The sequence below is a fragment of the Epilithonimonas hispanica genome (genome assembly GCF_003385395.1).
GTDB lineage: Bacteria > Bacteroidota > Bacteroidia > Flavobacteriales > Weeksellaceae > Epilithonimonas > Epilithonimonas hispanica.
The window spans coordinates 22876-45796 of sequence record NZ_QNUG01000022.1; the positions used below are offsets into that span (position 1 = coordinate 22876).

Below are 22921 nucleotides of genomic sequence, written 5' to 3' on the forward strand. Positions count from 1 at the left end.
TTATATATGAAAAAGATAACAATGAATCCCAATTTACTAAAAAACAAAACCAGCATTTTTGCTACTCTGGCTCTAATTTCTGCAACCAGCATCTCGGCCCAGACATTCACCGATTTTCAATATAAAGGAAACGATAAGATATATAACGACAACCCTCTGAAACCAGACGAATTTTATTCTCCGATTCTTCAGGGTTGCTATCCCGACCCGAGTATTACCAAAAAAGGAGATGATTATTACTTAGTAAACTCTTCTTTCTCAATGTTTCCGGGTGTTCCGATTTTCACCTCTAAAGATTTGGTGAATTGGAAACAGGTTGGGCACGTTCTCGACAGACCTTCTCAGCTGAAAGTAGAAAAAGGCGGAGTTTCTCACGGAATTTATGCACCAGACATCAAATACAACAAATACAACGACACTTTTTATATGATTACTACCCAGATTGCGGGCGGAGTCGGCAATATGGTCGTAAAAACCAAAGACCCGGCAAAAGGTTGGAGCGAAGTCCAGAAATTGAATTTTGACGGTATCGACCCTGCCATTTTCTTTGATGATGACGGAAAAGCTTACATCGTTCACAACGACGCTCCACCAAAAGGAACCGAGCAGTATCAAGGTCACCGCGTTATAAAAATTTGGGATTACGATTTGGAAAAAGATCAGGTTGTCGAAGGTTCAGACAGAATTATTGTAAACGGTGGAGTCGACCTTTCTCAAAAGCCGATTTGGATTGAAGGTCCGCATTTATACAAATACAAAGGAAAATATTATCTGATGTGTGCGGAAGGCGGAACCGGAGGCAACCACAGCGAAGTGATTTTTATTGCAGATTCTCCGAAAGGTCCGTTTGTTCCCGCTAAAAACAATCCAATTCTTACGCAAAGATATTTTCCTAGAGACAGAAAAGAAAAAGTAGATTGGGCAGGTCACGCCGATTTGGTGGAAGGTCAGAACGGACAATGGTACGGCGTATTTTTAGCCATTCGTCCCAACGAAAAAGGACGTGTAAATCACGGTAGAGAAACCTTTATTCTTCCGGTTGACTGGAGCGGAACTTATCCTGTTTTCCAAAATGGCCTGGTTCCGATGAAACCGAAATTGAAAATGCCACAAGGTGTTCAGAATCAAACCGGACAAAATGGATTTTTCCCGAACGGAAATTTCACGTATAATGATAAACTGACCGATAAAAACCTCGATTTCCGTTGGATTGCAATGCGTGGACCGCGTGAAAACTTCATTTCGACTACAAAAACGGGTGTTAAAGTGAACCCGATGGAGACAAATATCAAAGCGTTGGCTCCGATTTCATCTTTGTTCCACAGATTACAGCACGAAGATTTTGAGACATCTGTAACCCTTGATTTTAAACCTAAATCTGAAAAAGAATTAGCCGGAATCACGCTCTACCAAAGCGAAACGTTCAATTATGTTTTCGGAGTTACGAAGAAAGACAAAGACTTCTACATCGTTTTAGAAAGAACTGAAAAAGGAAGTTCAAAACTGATTGCAAGTGAGAAAATTTCATTAGGTAAGACCATTAAATTCCAGGCAGTTGGTGAGAAAGATAACATTAGCTTCAATTATTCTTTGGACGGCAAAAATTTCAAAAATCTTGGCGGTCCGGTTTCTGGCGATATCCTTTCTACCGATGTTGCAGGAGGTTTCACAGGAAGTTTAATTGGCTTGTACAGCACTTCGTCCAATGATATTGTGCCGAATTAATTTAACCATTTTAAACCTTCAAGGTTTTGTAAAGTAAAAGTAGTAATATCAATAGAAAATCAATAGGAACGGGCTTTAGCCCGTTTTCAAAGAAAACAATCGATCGGCTTTAGCCCAAATTTACAATAATATAAGCTTGATTTGATAAGCTAATTTGAAATAAACAGCTAGTATTAGTAATGTCACACTGAGCTTGTCGAAGTGTTTTTTAAGATTGCTTAAAATCAACCAAACCAAAATATCAAAACCGTGAAAATTAATAAATCATTTTATATAGTTTCTTTTTTGGGATTTATCGGGCTGAATCACCTTTCAGCCCAGGTAAATCACTCTGAAAAGGCGACAACTCAATTTACTAACCCAATCATTTGGGCAGATGCCCCAGATTTATCAATCACCAGAAATGGCGACGATTTTTACCTGATAAGCACTACAATGCATCTTATGCCAGGCGCTCCGGTAATGCATTCTAAAGATTTGGTCCATTGGGAAATGTCGAGCTATGTTTTTGATACACTAAATGATAATTCAAAATACGATTTGATTGACGGAAGTGTTTACGGGCGCGGACAATGGGCATCGTCCATCCGTTATCACAAAGGAAAATATTACGTTCTGTTTTCCCCGAATGATGAGCCTTTCAAATCCTATTTTTATGTTACCGACAATCCTGAAAAAGGCAATTGGAAACTCATCACAAGAACCAGACATTTTCACGATGCATCTTTGCTTTTCGATGATGACGACAAAGTGTATGTCTTCACTTCCAACAAAGTTTTTGAGCTGAGCCCGGATTTTAAAACCATTATCGGAAATCAGGATGGAACGGAAGTTTTTCAGAAAGATGAATCGGAAACCGGACTTTTGGAAGGTAACCAGATCATTAAAAAAGACGGTAAATATTATATGATGATGATTTCCTGGCCGAGAGGTGGAAAACGCCGTCAGGAAGTTTACAGAGCTGATAAAGCTACCGGACCTTATGAGAAAAAAGTCATTCTTGAAGACAATTTTCTTGGATTTTCATACGCCGGACAAGGTGCTTTGATTGATGATAAAAGCGGAAATTGGTACTCACTGATTTTTCAGGACAGAAATGGAGTAGGACGCGTTCCGATTTTGATTCCCGTAAAATGGGAAAACGACTGGCCGGTTTTGGGCGACAACGGAAAAGTACCTTTGACAGGTGAAGTCCCGCTTTCGCCATTTAAACCGAAAAATCATTTGGTAGAAAGTGACGAATTTTCTAACAAAAAAATGAAAATCCAGTGGCAGTGGAATCATAATCCTGTCAATTCAGCTTGGTCTTTATCCGACAGGAAAGGCTTTTTAAGGTTAAAAACGAATAGAGTCGTCGATAATCTGTACCTCGCTCCGAATACGTTGACCCAAAGAATGGAAGGTCCTAAATCCAGTGGTATAGTGGCTTTGGATGTGAAAGGGATGAAAGACGGTGATGTTGCAGGTTTCAGTGCTTTCAACGGTGATTCCGGGATTTTGTCTGTGTTAGTGGAAAATGGTAAAAAGTTTATTGTCTTTTCAACCAATGAAGTCAGTTTAGATAATAAAACTAAGGCGGTTACAGGTGTTAAAAAAGAAGAAAAAAAGAGAATCCCATTAAACTCGGACAAAGTTTATTTTAAAATTGATGCCGATTTCAACCTTGGAAAAGATTTGGCCGAATTTTATTACAGCACCGACCCAAAAAACTGGACCGAAATGGCAAAAGATTACAAAATGATTTTCGATTACCGGAGATTTTTTATGGGTTCAAAGTTTGCGATTTTCAATTATGCAACCAAAAATCTGGGAGGTTTTGTAGATGTTGATTTTTTCAGGGTGAATATAAGTTCGGAATAATTAGAGTTGAATAATTTGGGCAGCTTTATCCGCCTTCCGCTCTCAATCTTTTTTGCAGATGATTTCAGATTAAATAGAACTAGAGTACAAGCAAAAAAGGATTTCCGCTCAAGTCGGGCTGCGAGAGATTCACTGTCTAGAAAAAATGAAAATTATTGCTTTGTAGAAGCAAACTGTTAGAGCAAATAGTTGCTAAAACCCAAAAAAGCCTCGTAGAGGCGACCTGTTAATTACGACAATGATAATTAATATTAAAAATGTAAAAAAGATAAAACCCTTGTCGGTCTTATTTTTTTGTCTAAATTAATAAGTGTAAAAATTACAAATAAAAATTTATGAAAAATTCCCTGATATTCACTGTCACTTTTCTATTGTATGGTCTGTGTGTTTCTGCGCAAAATACTGACAGACAGGCGCCGCAAGGTTTTGATGTGGAAAGAAAAGATATTCCGCACGGAAAAATTGATACCATTCAATATACTTCAAAAACGGTTGGAACTACAAGGAAAGCATTGGTTTACGTACCGCCGGGATTCAAAAAAGGGGAAAAATATCCTGTTCTTTATCTTCTTCACGGCATTGGCGGCGATGAAAAAGAATGGTTTAACCAAGGGAAGCCGAATGTTATCCTGGATAATCTCTATGCACAGGGAAAACTGCAGCCGATGATTGTCGTTTTGCCGAACGGTCGCGCAATGAAAGATGACAGAGAAACGGGAAATATTATGGCTCCTGATAAAGTAGAAGCTTTCGCAACTTTTGAAAAAGATTTGCTGAATGACCTGATTCCATTTGTAGAAAAAAAATATCCTGTCAAAAAAGACCGTGAAAACCGGGCTTTAGCGGGTTTGTCAATGGAAGGCGGACAAACACAGAATTTTGCTTTCTGCAACATCGATAAATTTGCGTGGCTGGGCGCATTTTCTTCAGCACCCAACACGAAAGAACCGACTCAGCTTTTACCCAATCCGCAAGATGCGTTGAAGCTGAAGCTCATTTTTATTTCCTGCGGCGATGCGGACGGATTGATGCCTTTCAGCAAAAGAACCAGCGATTATCTGAAGAAAAATAAAATCCCGCATATATTTTACATCGAACCGGGCGGTCACGATTTCAAGGTCTGGAAAAATGATTTATACATCTTTTCACAGCTCTTATTTAAGCCTGTCGATAAAACTAAATTTGACGGATTTACCGTTTTGGGAACGCCTGCAGCAACCAATATCAGGAATGCGCAGTATCCTCAAATCCTTCCCGATGGAAGAGTAATGTTCAAGGTAAAAGCACCGGAAGCGCAAAAAGTTCAGATTGATTTAGGAAAAAAATACGACCTCAAAAAAGACACAGACGGCTTTTGGACAGGAACAACGAATGTACAAAGCGGAAGCTTTCATTATTATTCTTTGCTGATTGATGGTGTTGCAGTTGCAGACCCGTCCAGCGAAACATTCTACGGAATGGGAAGATACGCCAGTGGAATCGACATCCCTTTTGAAGGCGATGATTTCTATGCATTAAAAGACGTTCCGCACGGTGATATCCGCATCAAAAATTTTTATTCCAAAGTGACCAATTCTTGGAGGAGAGTTTTCATCTACACACCGCCGGGTTACGATCAGAATGCTACTGAATCTTATCCAGCACTATATATTTTACACGGCGGAGGAGAAGATGAAAGCGGTTGGGCGAATCAGGGCAAAACGAATCTGATTTTGGATAACCTGATTGCGGAAGGAAAAGCTAAAAAGATGGTTATTATTATGCCTGATGCCAACATCGGACAAGGCGGACTCCGAAATTTTGGCGAGCGCAATCTCCAGATGTTTGAAAGAGAGCTAAAAGAATCCATCATCCCATTTGCCGAATCCAATTACAGAATAAAAAAAGGCAAAGAAAATCGTGCATTGGCCGGACTTTCAATGGGCGGAATCTATACATTGTATGCAGGAATTCAGAATTCTGATATGTTTTCAAGTCTGGGTGTTTTTAGTTCGGGATATATGCTACCGATGCTTCAGGACGTTGCCGATAAACAGTATAAATTTTTAAATGAAAATAATTCTGCCTTTTCATCCAATGTCAAAAATTTCTGGATTTCAATGGGCGGAAAAGACGATATTGCTTACGAAAACGGTCAGAAAATGCTGAAAGAACTGGATAAAATCGGAATTAAATATTCGTACAGAGATTATCCTGGCGGTCACAGCTGGCCGGTTTGGAGAGACAGTTTGCATCAGTTTGCACAGGAGCTTTTTAAATAAACATTAAATATAAAAATAGAGATTTGTCTTATTTGCTTAATAAAAATAAACTTGTTTGTTCTTGAAAAAGCATTAAGTATTCTTAGAATGATTTGCTAAAATTCTTGTCTGATAAAAATAGAATATAATAAAACAGGTCGCTCTTACAGAGCTTTTAATTCTGAAAATATTGTTTTCTATTAACGGTTCGCTCCAAAGGAGCTGTATTTAGTCCCAGCGGGACTTTCTGATAGTAGAAAAAACAAAGTAAAAAAACAAAGCTCCGGAGGAGCGACCTGTTGATTTATACTATAATATTTATAAAGAAAATTGATAAATCAGGCTTAATTTCTTAATGTTCTAATCCAAAATCAATCCACTAATGAATTTCAACAGAATAAAAAAAGCACTCATTATCACGGTCGTTATCGTATCGGGAAATATTGTTGCGCAATCTTATCAGAAGACAGATTTAGGATTGAAGTTTTCTAATGATAATATGAATGTTGAAGTGAAATTGTATGGAGAAAATACGATTAGAATTATTAAATATCCCGCCGGAAAATCATTTGTCAAAAATAGTTTATCGGTCATTAAACAGGAACAGAAAACTAAATTTTCAGTTTCAGAAAGTAATCATATTATTTCATTAAAAACAAATGATTTAAATATTTTCATTGATGCTAAAAATGGTAAAATCACTTACAATTCATCCTCAGGAAAAGAACTTTTAAAAGAAACCGGAAGCGATTTCAAACCTTTTAATGATGCCGAAAATCCAACTTATTCGGTAACACAAGCTTTTCAACTGGAAAAAGACGAACCCATCTACGGCTTAGGAATTTTACAGAATGGAAAATGTCACAGCGAAATACGGATGTTAAAATGATTCAGAATAACACCTGGGATTTTGTGCCGTTTTTTCAGTCTGTAAAAGGTTATGGCGTTTTTTGGGATAACTATTCTCCGACTCAATTTACCGATAAACCAGACAAAACATCACTCTCATCGGAAGTTGGGGAGGGTGTTGATTATTATTTTATCTACGGAAAAAATGCTGATGGAGTAGTTGCAGGAATGCGAAATCTGACTGGAAAAGTCCCGATGATTCCGCTCTGGACTTATGGTTACTGGCAGAGCAAAGAACGTTACAAAAGTCAGGATGAACTTTTGGAGGTTGTTAAAAAATACCGTGATTTGAAAGTTCCTTTAGACGGAATTATCCAAGATTGGCAATATTGGGGCAACAATTACCAGTGGAATGCGATGGATTTCATCAGCCCTGATTTTCCCGATGCCAAAAAAATGATACAGGATATCCACGATATGAATGCGCATCTTTCGGTTTCCATCTGGTCGTCGTTCGGACCGATGACAAATCCGTACCGTGAAATGGATAAAAAAGGAATGCTTTTCGATTTCAAAACCTGGCCGGAATCGGGCCGGGAAGTCTGGCCTCCCGATATGGATTATCCTTCCGGAGTCCGTGTTTACGACGCCTACAATCCCGAAGCCAGAAATATTTACTGGAAATATCTGAACAAAGGCGTTTTCAGTCTTGGCGTAGATTCTTGGTGGATGGATTCTACGGAACCCGACCATCTCAGCCAAAAACCGGAAGATTTAGATACCAAAACATACCTCGGTTCATTCCGAAAAGTGAGAAATGCGTATCCCCTGATGACCGTTGGTGGCGTTTACGACCATCAGCGTGAAACTACGAGTGATAAAAGGGTTTTTATATTAACAAGGTCGGCTTTTGCAGGACAGCAAAGATACGCAGCCAATACTTGGTCGGGCGATGTCAACTCTTCGTGGGAATCTTTGCGCAATCAGGTTCCGGCAGGTTTAAATTTCAGCCTGACTGGAAACCCGAATTTCAACTCTGATATCGGCGGTTTCTTTGCCTGTATTTATAAAAGAAACGGCGGTGCTAACAATCCGATGTTTCAGGAATTGTACGTGCGTTGGTTGCAATACGGAACTTTCACGCCAATGATGCGTTCGCACGGAACCGATGTTCCGAGGGAAATTTATCAGTTTGGGAAAAAAGGAGATGTGGTCTATGATGCGATAGAGAAATTTATCAATCTTCGTTACAGTATGTTGCCCTACATTTATTCCGTTTCGTGGGATGTTTCTAAAAATAATTCGAGTTTTTTGAGGGCACTTTCGATGGATTTTTCATCAGACCAAAAAACCTGGAATATCAACAATGAATATATTTTCGGAAAATCATTCTTAGTGTCACCGATTCTCAATCCTCAATACACACCGGAAAAATTCATTAAAACCGATGAAAATGAAGGCTGGAATAAAACCGATGCCACCAAAAAAGAAAATTCGCTTTCCAATATAGATTTCAATCAAAATAAAACCGTTAAAGTTTACCTTCCTGCAGGTTCAGACTGGTTTGATTTCTGGACGAATGAAAAATCCAAAGGCGGTCAGGAAATTGAAAAGTCCATTAACCTTCAAAGTATTCCGCTGTATGTGAAAGCGGGAAGCATCATTCCGTTTGGCCCCGATGTGCAATACGCAACTGAAAAAAAATGGGACAATCTTACCATAAAAATCTATCCGGGAACGGATGCAGATTTTGTTTTATACGAAGATGAATTTGATAATTACAACTACGAAAAAGGCGATTACACTGAAATCCCTTTCCACTGGAACGAAAAATCAAAAACCTTAACGATAGATTCCCGAAAAGGAAATTTTAAAGGAATGATTGAAAAACGGACTTTCAATGTAATGCTTCCTGATGGTCAAAAGAAATCGGTGAGTTATTCAGGAAAGAAAGTGAATGTCAAATTTAAATAATCTTAAAAACAGACTATGAAATTTTTAAGTTTAATAACGATATTAGGTTTTTTTCAGATTTCCTTCGCCCAAAATCCGATTATCCAAACCAAGTATACCGCCGACCCTGCACCGATGGTTCATAATGACACGGTTTTTCTGTACACCAGTCACGATGAAGACGATGCTTTCGGATTCAAGATGAAAGACTGGTTACTATACACGTCCACCGATATGGTCAATTGGACCGACCACGGAATTGTAGCTTCCCTGAAAGATTTCAAATGGACCGACCCTGAAAACGGAGCGTGGGCACCACAGGTTATCGAAAGAAACGGTAAATTTTATATGTATTGCCCGATGCCGGGACAAAGAGGAATAGGCGTTTTGGTGGCGGACAGTCCGTATGGTCCTTTCAAAGACCCGATTGGAAAACCTTTGGTAAAAAATTCCAGCGATGATATCGACCCGACCGTTTTTATTGACGACGACGGGCAGGCTTATCTCTATTGGGGAAATCCCAATCTTTGGTATGTAAAACTCAATGAAGATATGATTTCCGTGAATGGTGACATAGTAAAAGACCCGTCAATTGCCAAAGTGAAAGGTTTACCGGACCCGTTTCATTATCAGGAAGGACCTTGGGTTTGGAAGAAAAATGGACATTATTATCTGGCTTACGCTTCTAAATGTTGTCCGGAAGGGATTGGTTATGCAATGGCAAAATCACCTACAGGTCCTTGGAATTACGGAGGCGTAATAATGGATGGCGACCAGAGATCCAGCGGAAATCATCCCGGTATCATAGATTTCAAAGGCAAATCTTATGTTTTCGGATTTAATCATATGCTTAGAATGCAGACGATGAGCAAACATTACGAACGCCGGTCTGTTAGTGTCACAGAAATTACCTACAATGCAGATGGGACCATTCAGAAGCTTCCTTTCTGGACTACGGATGGTGCAAAAAGAGTGGGCACTCTGAACCCTTATAAAAAAGTTGAAGCAGAAACAATGGCTTACAGCGAAGGTCTGAAAACAGAAATGGTCACAGAATGGGAACGAAATCAACCCTATAACAGAGGTAAAAAAATCACAGACCGTGTCATCGTTACCTCAATTAACAATGGTGATTATATTAAAATCCAAGGGGTAGATTTTTCCAAAGGCGTAAAATCTTTGGATGTAAATGTTGCTTCTCTTTACGGAGGAAAAATAGAAGTGCGTTCAGATGCTCTTAATGAGCCATTGCTGGGAGTTGTTAACGTTACAGGAAAAGGTGAGGGCGACTTATATAAAACCATTAATACACCTCTGAAAAGTATAAAAGGAATCCACGATTTATATTTTGTTTTTAAGGGAGAAAAAGACCTTTTCTATTTTGATTGGTGGAAATTTAATTAAATCCAAATTTTTAATAATGTTGAAGACGAAAATACTTTTAATTGCTGTAACATTTCTATTGTCGGGAAATATTTCCAAGGCGCAGTCAACCGTTTGGTTAGACCAGTTGGATTTAAGCGTAGCAACACAGGGGCACGGAAAACCTGGCATCAATACTTCGGTGGACGGAAAACCTTTGACAATTGCCGACAAAGTTTTCAAAAGAGGTTTTGGTACGCACGCTCAAAGTTCTTTGTTGATTAAATTAAATGGCAAAGCAAAAAGCTTTTCCGCAATGGTGGGACTGGATGATGAAATGAAAGGCCACGAACCCGCAGCGGAATTCGAGATTTATGGCGACAATAAAAAACTCTGGTCCAGGGGAATAATGAAATTAGGTGATAAAGCAAAGCCTGTTTCCGTTTCGCTGGAAGGTGTACAACAATTAGAGTTAGTGGTAACAGACGGCGGAAACGTACCTTATTATGACCACGCCGACTGGGCAGATGCCAAATTTGAAACAACAGACGGTGCAAAACTGATAACATTTAATCCGATTTCATCAGTGCCTTATATTTTGACGCCAAAACCTGCGGCAACGCCAAAAATTAATTCAGCAGGTGTTTATGGCGTTCGTCCCGGCTCACCTTTTTTGTTCAGGGTTGCGGCAACGGGTGACAGGCCAATGACTTTTACGGCAAACAATCTTCCGAAAGGTTTAACAATAGATTCACAAACCGGAATCATTACCGGAAAAATAGATCCGAAAGGAACCTATGAAGTCCTTTTATCAGCTAAAAATGCTAAAGGTTCAGTTTCAAAAAAATTAAGAATCGAAAGCGGTGACAAAATAGCTTTGACACCCACAATGGGATGGAACAGCTGGAACTGTTTCGGACACGAAGTTTCTGCCGATAAAGTAAAACGCGCTGCCGATGCTTTGGTCAAATCAGAATTGGTAAACCACGGCTGGAATTATATCAATATCGATGATTCGTGGCAATTTAACAGAGACGGAAAAGACCCGTCTTTCAAAGGTAAAATGCGTGATGAAAACGGTCATATCCTGACCAATTCAAAATTTCCGGATATGAAGGAATTAACCGATTACTTTCATTCAAAAGGTCTGAAAGCAGGAATTTATTCCTCTCCCGGACCCTGGACTTGCGGTGGTTGCGCAGGAAGCTACGGCTACGAAAAGCAGGATGCCGAAAGCTACGCCAAATGGGGAATCGATTATCTGAAATACGACTGGTGCAGCTACGGAGGCGTGATTGACGGTTTGCCTGATAATGATCCGAATAAAGTTTCTTCACTCAATTTTCAGGGTGGAGGAGATTTGGATAAAGGCGTGAAACCATTTAAACTGATGGGCGATTTATTAAAAAATCAGCCTCGTGATATTGTGTATAATCTTTGTCAATACGGAATGGGCGATGTCTGGAAATGGGGAAATGATGCCGATGCACAATCCTGGCGAACAACCAATGACATCACCGATACCTGGGCAAGTGTTAAAAATATTGCTTTGGCTCAGGATAAAGCCGCACCTTACGCAAAACCCGGCAACTGGAACGACCCGGATATGTTGGTGGTAGGTGTCGTAGGTTGGGGAAATCCACACCAGAGCCGATTGAAACCAGACGAACAATATTTACATATCAGTCTTTGGAGCATTTTTTCTGCACCATTACTTATTGGTTGCGACCTTGAGAAACTGGATGATTTTACTTTAAATCTTTTAACGAATGATGAAGTTATTGCTGTAAATCAGGATGCTCTGGGAAAACAGGGCGTTTGTCTGCAGACCATTGGCGAATTGAAAATTTATGTAAAAGACCTAGAGGACGGCGGAAAAGCGGTGGCTTTTGCCAATTTCGGAAGGGAAAAAGTGGATATGTCTTACAAAGATTTTAAAAAATTGGGAATTTCAGGAAATCAGGTAGTGAGAAATATCTGGAGACAGAAGGATATTGCCAAAATCAATACATCAAATCAGACATTATCACTTGATATTCCGGCGCACGGGGTGGCTTATTATAAATTTATTTCATCAAAATAATAAAATATGATTCAATTTAAATCAAAATATATCGCCTTATCATTTTTGCTGGCAGGAATTTATATTTCTGCCCAAAATCCCGTAATCCAAACCCATTTTACGCCAGATCCTGCACCGATGGTGTACAAAAATAAAATGTATATCTATACCGGAGACGATATTCCTGGATATGATTTTTATTATATGACGAAATGGAGAGTCTATTCTTCTGATGATATGGTCAACTGGACCGACCACGGTTCTCCACTTTCATTGGAATCTTTCAGCTGGGCCCGTGACAGAGCGTGGGCGGCACAATGTATTGAACGTAACGGCAAATTCTATTGGTACATCTGCGTTCAGACCGTTGATAACAATATGGCGATTGGCGTTGCGGTATCCGACAGTCCGACAGGTCCTTTTAAAGATGCACTCGGAAAACCATTGGTGACAACGGGAACTTGGGATAATATCGACCCGACGGTTTTTATTGATGATGACGGACAGGCCTATCTGTATTGGGGGAACAGCAAATTATTTTACGTGAAGCTCAACAAAGATATGGTTTCCTATGAAGGAAAAATCACCGAAATTCTACAATCGGCGGAAGCTTTTGGAGGATTGAGACGTCCCGGAAGAAGCGATGAGGTTTTGCAGAAACAGGAACAGTTTAAAGATGTTTTTGTGGAAGGACCTTGGTTCTACAAACGTAACAAGCAATATTATATGATGTACGCCGGAATGACCGACCGAACTGAATGCCTGTCTTATTCCATAAGCGATTCACCGACCGGACCGTGGAAATATCAGGGAAAAATAATGACCGGCCAACCGACCAACAGTTTCACTAACCACGGCGGAATTATCGATTTTAAAGGGAAATCCTACCTGTTCTATCACACAGGATTATTGCCTGGTGCAGGAAGCTACGGAAGGTCAACGTCTATTGAAGAATTCAAATACAATCAGGATGGCAGCATTCCGAAAATTGCAATGACCAAAGAGGGCGTAAATCCGGTTGCAACACTCAATCCCTACAAAAGAAACGAAGCGGAAACTATGGCGTGGTCAGAGAAATGCAGCACTTCCGAAAACAAAAAGACGGGAGTTTATGTTTCCGATACCAGAGTGGGAGGTTATATCAAAGTCCGTTCAGTAGATTTTGAAAAAGGTCCCTCTGAATTTTCAGCTTCAATTGCCGCAGGTGTTGACGGAGGAATTTTAGAAGTCAGATTGGATAAATTGGACGGAAATAAAATTGCTGGGATTGAAGTTCCGAGAACCGGAGGTTGGGAAGAATTTAAAACCCTGACATCAAAAATTTCAGAATCGGTTTCCGGCGTTCACGATGTTTATTTTGTCTTTAAAGGTAAAAACATTACAGCCGGAAGAGTTCTTTTCAATTTTGACCACTGGAGTTTTCAGAAAAAATAAATTAAATTCTTTTGTTAGAATTAATAACGTAAGACTTTTATAAGCGTTAGCGGCTTTGTGAAACTAAAAAAAATATTTATAAAAAAACTTTGCGCAATTAGTGTTCAAAATCAAAAAATTAAATATGAAAAAAACAATACTCAATCTCTGTTTAATAGCATATTCGGGAATATTATTCTCTCAGAATCCCATTATTCAGACCAATTATACCGCAGACCCTGCGCCGATGGTTTATAACGACAGGCTTTACGTCTACACTACTCACGATGAGGACGATTCCACCTGGTTTGTAATGAACGACTGGAAGGTCTATTCCACCAACGATATGGTGAACTGGACCGACCACGGAAGTATTTTGAGCTATAAAGATTTCGACTGGGCAAAACGAGATGCCTGGGCAGCGCAATGCGTGGAAAGAAACGGCAAATTCTTTATGTATGTTCCGATGTGGTCCAAAACCAACAACAAAGGAGCAATTGGTGTTGCGGTAGGTGACAGTCCGTTTGGACCATTCCACGACCCGCTTGGAAAACCATTGGTTCAGAGTGAATGGGGCGATATTGACCCGACGGTTTTTATTGATGACGACGGTCAAGCCTATATGTATTGGGGAAATCCCAAACTTAAAATGGTTAAGCTCAATCAGGATATGATTTCCTATTCCGGTGATATTGTGGAAGTGCCAATGACCGCAGAATCTTTCGGAAAAAGGGACGGAAAAGAAAACCCTGAAAGACCGACAAAATATGAGGAAGGGCCTTGGCTGTACAAAAGAAAAAATCTGTATTATCTATTCTGGCCTGGCGGTCCGCTTCCTGAATTCATCGGATATTCTACAAGCAAAAGTGCACAGGGACCTTGGAAACACGGAGGAATCGTAATGCCAACTGAAGGAAAATCTTTCACCAATCATCCCGGAATTGTCGATTTCAGAGGAAAATCCTATTTCTTTTATCACAACGGGGCTTTGCCGGGAGGAAGTGGTTTTACAAGGTCGGTAAGTGTTGAGGAACTTAATTTTAATAAAGACGGTTCTATCTCACCCATCAAAATGACGAATGGAATTACCAAAGCGATTGCAACCATTAATCCTTATGCTTTTAATCAGGCAGAAACAATTGCGTGGTCTGAAAATGTAAAATCTTATCAGAACAAAGAAGCAGGCGTCTTCATCAAAGCTAAAAAAAGCGGCGCCTACACCAGCGTGAAAAATGTTGATTTTGGTAAAAAAGGAGCATCAGCATTTTCGGCCAGAGTTGGAACGACACACAATAGCGATGTGACGATGGACGTTCATCTTGACAGTATCAGCGGACCTATTATCGCCACGGTAAAAGTTCCGTTGACAGGTGGAGACGACCGTTGGGAAACGGTGAAAGCCGAAGTAAAGGAAAAAATTACCGGTGTTCACGATGTGTATTTTATATTTAATGGAAAAGCAGCAAAGGATATTATGTTTTTCGATTATTGGACTTTTCTTGAAACTCATTAATTATGATTAAACTTTTTTTAAAACTATCACTCGCCTTTAGTATTCTCATTATGAATACTGTTTTTGCGCAGGTTGCAGAAATCTCCAGTCCTGACGGAAAATTGAAACTGAATGTTTTTTCAGAGAATGGAAAAGCACTCTATAATGTTACTTTTCAAGGGGAAACAATGCTTGATAAATCTCCATTGGGCTTAGTCACCAATGAATCTGATTTTTCTAAAAATTTAAAATTCATTGACAGCAAAAAAAATAAGGTTTCCAAAAATTACACGAACGAAAAAATCAAAAAATCACAAGTCAGTTATACAGCTAATACTCTGACAGTCAATTTTACCAATGCAGATAACTTCAATATCGGGATTGAATTTCAGGTGAGCGATAATAATGTCGCTTTCAGATATGAGATTCAGCCGATGAAAGACCGTTTGAGTGCAATTGTACAATCGGAAATCACAGGTTACAGATTTCCGTCTCAAACCACGACTTTCCTTTCTCCAATGATGAAGCCAATGACAGGTTTTGCCAGAACCGCCCCAAGCTACGAAAGCGGTTATAAAGCTGATGCAGAATTAGGAACAAAAGCCGATTATGGTTACGTTTTCCCTGGACTATTTCATATTGGAAATGACGGCTGGATTTTATTGTCTGAAACAGGAGTGAACAGTTTGTATTGCGCTTCTCATTTGGATACGACTTCAGAAAAAAATCTTTATCAGGTTGCTTATCCGAATATGGCTGAAAATAACGGTTTCGGAAGTACCGGAGCTGCCATTTCACTTCCGGGAAAAACGCCTTGGAGAACTATCACGATTGGCGATTCTTTGAAACCGATTGTTGAAACGACGATTCCTTTTGATGTAGTAGAACCGATGTATGAACCTTCGCAGAAATACACTTTCGGAAAATCGACCTGGAGCTGGATTTTGTGGCAGGACAACAGTATGAATTACGAAGACCAGAGTCTTTTTATTGATTTAGCATCAAAATTGGGTTATGAATACATTTTGATTGATGCACTTTGGGACAAAAATATCGGAAAAGAACGAATGAAAGACCTGATTCAGTATCCCAAATCCAAAAATGTCGGAGTATTGCTTTGGTACAATTCCAATGGTGCTGCGAATGATGCGCCGATGGGACCGAGAAACAAAATGAGCTCATCCATCGAACGAAAAAAAGAAATGAAATGGCTGAAAGATATCGGTGTAAAAGGTCTGAAAGTCGACTTTTTCGGAGGCGACAAGCAGGAAACGATGCGTCTTTACGAAGATATTCTTTCTGATGCCAATGATTTTGGGTTAAAGATTATTTTCCACGGAGCTACTTTGCCGAGAGGCTGGGAAGTAATGTACCCCAATTATGCAGGAAGCGAAGCGGTTTTAGCTTCAGAAATGCTGTATTTTTCGGAAGATGTTCGCAAACAGGAAGCATTTTTCGCAACATTACATCCGTTCATCAGAAACACGGTCGGAAGTATGGAATTTGGTGGAACTTTCCCCAACAAATATTTAACAAAATCCAACAAGGATAAAAATAAAAGATATACCACAGATGGTTTCCAGTTGGCAACGGCGGTTCTGTTTCAAAATCCGGTTCAGATGTTTGGAATAATGCCCAATAATTTGACTGATGCACCGAAATTCCAGCTCGATTTTATGAAAGAAGTGCCAACGCTTTGGGACGAAACAGTGTTCATCGACGGTTATCCAGGGAAATATTCCGTGATTGCCAGAAGACATCAGAATCAATGGTTTGTTGCAGGAATCAATGCAGAAAAAACGGTTAAAAAACTGAAAATCAATCTTCCAATGTTTGCGGCAAAAACTGTAAAATTGATCAATGATGATGCTCAGGGAAATTCATCAGAAAAAGAAGTGAAAGTGAATGCAAAAGGTGAGTTTAATGTAGAAATTCAGCCGAACGGAGGATTTGTTTTGAGAAATTAATACTCTTTAAAGCTGAAAAGTTTCAGATAAAACATAAAATAAAAGATTATGAATCAAATAAAAATATTTTTTCTCGTCACATTATTCGGATTTTGCCTTCGGATAAATGCGGCTGAACCATTCATCAGTACAGAAAAAAATTCAGAAACGATTGTTTTGAAGGAAAAATCAGTCAATTTTTCGATTTTTATCAATTCAGGAATAGATAATGGTATTTTGAGAGCCGTAAAAAACCTACAATCTGATTTTCAGAAGGTAACGGGAACTCAGCCCGTAATTTTGAATCAGATTTCAGTAATGAATTCGCCTTTGATTATTATCGGAACTGTCGGAACAAAATCGGTGGTTGATGATTTAATCAAACAAAAGAAAATCGACGGAAAATCTTTAACAGGAAAAAAAGAAAAATATATCATTCAAAATATCAGTAATCCGTTTCCCGGCGTTTCCGAAGCGATTGTGATTGCAGGAAGCGACAAACTCGGAACAATTTACGGAATCTACGAGATGTCTCAACAGATAGGCGTTTCACCTTGGTATTATTGGGCGGATGTTCCGGTTGAGAAAAAAGAAAATCTATACTTTAAAAAAGGAATTTACACAGACGGAGAACCTGCAGTAGAATATCGCGGGATTTTTCTTAACGATGAAGAACCTTCATTGGGAGGGTGGGCAAGAGCAACGTTTGGAGGAATTAATTCTAAATTTTATGAAAAAGTTTTTGAACTGATTCTTCGAATGAAAGGTAATTACATCTGGCCTGCAATGTGGGGAAAAGCTTTTTATGATGATGACGTTTTGAACGGACCTTTAGCCAACGAAATGGGAATCATTATGGGAACTTCGCATCACGAACCGATGGCTCAGGCTCAAACCGATTGGCATAGATACATTAAGAAGAATAATCTTCCGAATATCTGGGATTACTCGAAAAATGAGAAAGTTTTGCAGGAATTCTGGAAATTGGGGCTGGAAAGAAGTAAAAACTGGGAGAAATTAGTCACAGTCGGAATGCGTGGCGACGGCGATGAAGCGATGGGAGAGGGAACTAATATCTCCTTGCTTGAAAAAATTGTGAAAGATCAGCGAAAAATCATTGCTGATGTTACAGGCAAAAAAGCAGAAAAAACGCCTCAGGTCTGGGCTTTATATAAAGAAGTTCAGGATTATTATGACAAAGGAATGCGCGTTCCGGACGATGTAATTTTGTTGTTTTGTGATGATAACTGGGGTAATGTTCGAAAACTTCCGGATCTTTCAAAACCTTTGCATAAAGGCGGTTACGGGATGTATTACCACTTCGATTACGTGGGCGGACCAAGAAATTCAAAATGGATCAATATCAGTCCGATTCAAAGGGTTTGGGAGCAGATGAATCTTTCTTATGAACATAAAGTGGATAAAGTTTGGGTCGTGAATGTGGGAGATTTAAAACCAATGGAATTTCCTATCAGCTTTTTCCTGGAAATGGCCTGGAATCCAAGGCAATTCAATTCAAAAAATCTTTTGAAATACACTGAAAAATGGGCTGCACAGCAATTTGGTGAAAAGTACGCTAAGGAAATTGCAAGAATGATCAATCTTTATTCAAAATACAACCGTCGTGTAACGCCGGAAACACTGGACAGCAAAACATTCAGCCTTGAAAATTATCACGAATTCGAAACAGTTCTCAATGATTACAGAGCTTTGGCCATTGATGCATTGCATTTGAAAGAACAGATTCCGGCAGAATATCAGGATGCTTATTATCAGTTGGTTCTTTATCCTATCGATGCCTGCAGCAATTTGTATGAAATGTATTATGCCGTTGCCAAAAATAGGGAATTGGCTGCCAAATATGATCTAAAAGCAAATTATTATGCCGATAGAGTAAAAGAATGTTTTGAAAGAAATGCTTATTTGGATCATAAATATAACAATGAAATTGCCAGTGGAAAGTGGCAGCATATGATGGACCAGATGAGAATAGGATACAAAGCCTGGTTTGACGGAAAAGAAAATATAATGCCTGAAGTTACCCGTGTTTCTGAGTCTGAAGTTCCGAAAGAAAAAGTGTTTCAGGAGAAAAACGGTTATGTTTCCATAGAAGCAGAAAATTTTGCAAGAATGAACAATTCAGACCGAATCCATTGGGAAGTGATTCCGGATTTCGGAAAAACTAAATCTGGTGTAACAACTTTTCCTCAAAATGCTTATCCAAAAGCTGATGAAAATCTCTATCTGGAATATGATATAAATTTTGAATCCAAAGGTGAATTTGAAGTCCAGTTGTTATTAGCCCCGACTTTGAATTTCAATCATAATAAAGGTTTGCGTTATGAGATTTCCTTTGATGGCGGAACTCCGCAGGTTGTCAATTTCAACGGTCATTACAAAGGTGAATTGGGAAGATGGCAGTCTGAGCATATCATCAAGTCTACAACAAAACATCAGATTTCTCAACCTGGAAAACATACGTTGCGATTCCGTGTTCTGGAGCCGGGAATCGTGCTTGAAAAAATATTGATCAATACAGGAGGTTTACTGCCTTCTTATCTGGGTGCACCGGAAAGTGAAATTTCAGGAAAATAATTATTCTTCATTTTTAAAATTTAAAATTAATAACCACTCAAAGACAATTCTTTGAGTGGTTTTTTTATTTTGTATCCGTTATAATTTCTTTTTTTAATTTTTGAAGACTATTTCGGGGAATCTGAAGTTGATTTTCAGATTAAATTTGCACTTAAATCAATAAAAAATGATGATATTTTTAGAATTTTGAGAATAAATATTGGTTTTTTTGATGTATTTGTATAAATACTTATCATAATCTATGATTACACAGTAATACACTTTTAAATTTTCATTTTTAGAATATGCTTTTAAATCGATATTTCAATATTGCATAATCATTAACATAATGATAACATAATCATAATTAATTCAAATTTAATTTATTCTATTAGATAATAATTTTTAAAAATATTGTGAATTTTAGTGGTTTTAGTGTTGTTTGATTGTGTTATTTATTATATTAGTGTTAAAATAACACTTAATAATTTAGTGAATATGAAAGCAAAAATTTACTCTTTCCGATAATCCGAGGTAGGATTAAATAAAAATAAAAATCAGTTCGAAACTTATTTTTAACTCCTTTTACAACAATTTTTCATTCTCTCTACAAAGATGCTTTCCAAAACAGCATCCGGTCATTCTTATGCCTTATCTGAAAAAATAAAAATTCAAAAACTATCGTAAAAATCTTTAAGCTATGAAAAAAACTATTTTAAAATCACTTGGCCAATTTGCCTTTATTGCAATGGCATTTCTAAGTTTTTTGGTAGATGCGCAAACACCAAAAGTCCGTATCGACAACACTACACCCAGACAGAAAATCACAGGTTTCGGTGGTTTCGTTTGCAGTCCGCAGTTCGCCTACGACCATATGACCCCTGCCGAAATAGAAAAAATGTGGGGAACAAATAGTGAAGCTGGATACAATATTATGCGACTGTATATTCCTACTACAAAAGCAAATTGGAGCGTCGCTTTAGCCACTGCACAAAAAGCACAGTCTCTAGGCCTGATTATCTTTGCAAGTCCGTGGTCGCCACCCGCCGAATGGAAAACTAATGGAAATGACGCAGGAACCTATAATGGTGTTGAAGGTTTTTTGAAACCTGAGCATTACGGAGATTTTGCAAATTACCTGAATGACTTTGTTATTTATCTAAGAAATAATGGTGTTGAGCTGGAAGGTATCTCTCTGCAAAATGAGCCAGATTATGTAGTAGAATATACAGGATGCACTTAGACAACTACTCAAATGACCAATTTTCTGAAGAATTATTCAGATGTTATTAGTTGTAAGATTATTGCGCCGGAAACTGTGGGATTGTCAAACAACTTTGCTAATGCACTTCTTGCCACAGATGTATTGTCGAAGTTTGAAATCTACGCTGGACATCAATATGTAGGAATAGGTTCTGCATATAAAGGTTTCCTTAATACAAATAAAGAAATCTGGATGACAGAGTTTCTGATCAATTGGAATTCCAATGGTGGCACAAGGAATTTTTCTTGGAACACAGATGCATTTGACTTTGCAAAAAGCATCAATGATGTTATGGTAGGCGGAGGAAATGCCTGGATCCATTATGCTACAAAAAGATATTATGGAATGATGGGAGACGGTCAATTCGGAACAGTAGCTGGAGAAATGACGAAAAGAGGATATATACTTTCTCATTTTGCAAAATACACCACAGGTTCCAGAAGACTCGATGCGATATGGAGTGATCAAGGCTCTATGCAAGGTTCAGCTTACATCAATGACTCGGGTGATAAGGTTACGCTGATGGTTTTCAATTCTTCGGCTAATACTTATAACCTTAAAGTGGATTTGCCGTTTTACACCACTTCCGCACAGAGAATTCTTACCAATGAAACAACCAATATGGTTTCTTCCAACCTTAATTTCACTGAGACATTTCGGCCGACCATACAAGTCAATCCTTCCAGTTTCATAACTTTTGTTTTTAATAAAAGTAATATCAGAGAAGTTTCCAATATGACGGGCCAGGATATTAATTATACTAAAATTGAAAGTCAAACGGTTACCAATCCTGCGTTCGGAACAACTTATCAATTGAGTGGTAAAACAGCGACTTTGTATAATTCTACACCTTTGATCAGTTCCAATATGAATGATGCGAACGGCTATGTCAGCCTGGACGACAGATATAATAAATTGGTTTTCCACGTGAATAGTTATACAACAAGCAATCTGCCAACATCGTCTAACACGACTTTATATTATGTTGACAATGCAGGCGTTGTGAAATCTTATAATTATGGAACAGTTAACTTGCCATCGTCCGGCTCGTCCAATTTCGATTTGACGTTTGATATCTCCAGAGCAGTTCTTACAACTGGCTGCAAAGGAATTATTGGACTTAGAAATGGTAATTTCAGTTCTGTATTGACATTCAATTTTGGCGATGTCTATTTTGCAATTTCGAATGAAAAAGCAATGAAGTTTGCCGGCGTTTATTCCGATGGAGATAGCAACCTGATGGATGTTTATGAAAATACATATTACACGTCATTGGATTTTACCAGTGTAACAGCAATCAATACTTCAGCTAACTGGAAAAGTAAGATGGCTAATAGTAACAGTATTTTTTATGTTAATTCAGGTTCAGGCTTTATAAATTCCAAAGCTGCCAACTCAAATGTAGTTTCAGGAACTGTTGCTGCATCATTGGAATTATCCGATCAGGGCGGTGACTTTAATGCACCTTTTGCTTTCAGTGCAACTTCCGCATCGTACACAAAAGCATTGAGTGGATATTCCGTGATTGTATTGCCATTTGAAGCTAATGTTCCGGTTGGTGTACAGGCTTACAATATGCTGCCTTCGTCATCAAAAGTTTTATGCACCAGTGTTCCGAATGGAAAAATTCCTGCTAATACACCAGTGCTGATTAATGGAAACGGAACATTTACTTTCACAGGATCAGGATCTGTTTCTACAACAAAAGCGATTGTTTCTAATCAGTTCAATGCAGACTATAGCACGGTAAAAGCTTACACAGGAGGATATGTTCTCAAAACAGTTGGGGGAGTTACAGGATTCTATAAAATAAGCAGTGGAAGCGAGACTGTTCCGGCGTTTAGCGCATATATTTCTGAAGAAAATGCTTATTCTGCTTCACTTCTGCCATTGGAGTTTGAAACACTTGCTGTTCAGGGTATATCTGATTCCAAATTGCAGCTTTATCCAAATCCTGCTAAAAACGAGATTTTTGTTAATTGGAAATCGTCGGATGCAGCTTATTCGATTATTGATGCTAAAGGAAGCCTGATCTCACATCAATCGAAACTTATCAGTGGTAAAAATAGAATTGATATTTCTAAACTTACTTCCGGAGTATATTTTATTGAAATATATGATGCAGGGAAAAGCATCAGAACGAAATTTATTAAACAATAACTATCATATTTTCAAATCAAA

13 protein-coding genes are annotated in these 22921 nt (G+C 38.6%); all 13 read left to right on the forward strand.

What is annotated here, in order from left to right; translation table 11 throughout:
* Positions 1-6: 6 nt before the first annotated feature.
* Entirely contained in the window at positions 7-1725 is a 1719-nt protein-coding gene (locus DRF58_RS11230) for a glycoside hydrolase family 43 protein (protein WP_116035506.1), read from the forward strand.
* 249 nt (positions 1726-1974) lie between these two features.
* On the forward strand, positions 1975-3585 hold the full coding sequence (locus DRF58_RS11235) for a glycoside hydrolase family 43 protein (protein WP_116035508.1): 1611 nt from the start codon (positions 1975-1977) through the stop codon (positions 3583-3585).
* Between the two features lie 335 nt (positions 3586-3920).
* Positions 3921-5846, forward strand: coding sequence for an alpha/beta hydrolase-fold protein (locus tag DRF58_RS11240; protein WP_116035510.1), 1926 nt, complete (start codon positions 3921-3923; stop codon positions 5844-5846).
* 361 nt (positions 5847-6207) lie between these two features.
* On the forward strand, positions 6208-6714 hold the full coding sequence (locus DRF58_RS18730; protein WP_245955409.1) for an alpha-glucosidase domain-containing protein: 507 nt from the start codon (positions 6208-6210) through the stop codon (positions 6712-6714).
* Positions 6684-8648 carry a glycoside hydrolase family 31 protein gene (locus tag DRF58_RS11245; RefSeq protein WP_245955410.1) on the forward strand — a complete coding sequence of 655 codons (1965 nt, stop codon included), beginning with the start codon at positions 6684-6686 and terminating at the stop codon, positions 8646-8648. The genes DRF58_RS18730 and DRF58_RS11245 overlap by 31 nt, the downstream gene beginning before the upstream one ends.
* Positions 8649-8663: 15 nt before the next feature.
* Positions 8664-10031, forward strand: a complete 1368-nt coding sequence (locus DRF58_RS11250) for a glycoside hydrolase family 43 protein (RefSeq protein ID WP_116035511.1) — start codon at positions 8664-8666, stop codon at positions 10029-10031.
* A 16-nt stretch (positions 10032-10047) separates the two neighbouring features.
* Complete coding sequence (locus DRF58_RS11255; protein WP_116035535.1) at positions 10048-12072, forward strand: NPCBM/NEW2 domain-containing protein; 2025 nt, start codon at positions 10048-10050, stop codon at positions 12070-12072.
* A gap of 6 nt (positions 12073-12078) precedes the next feature.
* On the forward strand, positions 12079-13485 hold the full coding sequence (locus DRF58_RS11260) for a glycoside hydrolase family 43 protein (RefSeq protein WP_116035513.1): 1407 nt from the start codon (positions 12079-12081) through the stop codon (positions 13483-13485).
* A 124-nt stretch (positions 13486-13609) separates the two neighbouring features.
* Positions 13610-14977 (forward strand): glycoside hydrolase family 43 protein, encoded by a 1368-nt coding sequence (locus tag DRF58_RS11265; RefSeq protein ID WP_116035537.1) that lies wholly within the window; start codon positions 13610-13612, stop codon positions 14975-14977.
* A gap of 2 nt (positions 14978-14979) precedes the next feature.
* Positions 14980-16923 (forward strand): glycoside hydrolase family 97 protein, encoded by a 1944-nt coding sequence (locus tag DRF58_RS11270; protein ID WP_206605221.1) that lies wholly within the window; start codon positions 14980-14982, stop codon positions 16921-16923.
* 48 nt (positions 16924-16971) lie between these two features.
* Entirely contained in the window at positions 16972-19497 is a 2526-nt protein-coding gene (locus tag DRF58_RS11275; RefSeq protein ID WP_116035516.1) for a glycosyl hydrolase 115 family protein, read from the forward strand.
* Positions 19498-20224: 727 nt separating this feature from the next.
* Complete coding sequence (locus DRF58_RS11280) at positions 20225-20719, forward strand: glycoside hydrolase (protein ID WP_157966727.1); 495 nt, start codon at positions 20225-20227, stop codon at positions 20717-20719.
* A 12-nt stretch (positions 20720-20731) separates the two neighbouring features.
* Positions 20732-22900: a T9SS type A sorting domain-containing protein gene (locus tag DRF58_RS11285; RefSeq protein WP_116035520.1), complete on the forward strand. Its 2169-nt coding sequence runs from the start codon at positions 20732-20734 to the stop codon at positions 22898-22900.
* The last annotated feature ends 21 nt before the right edge of the window (positions 22901-22921 follow it).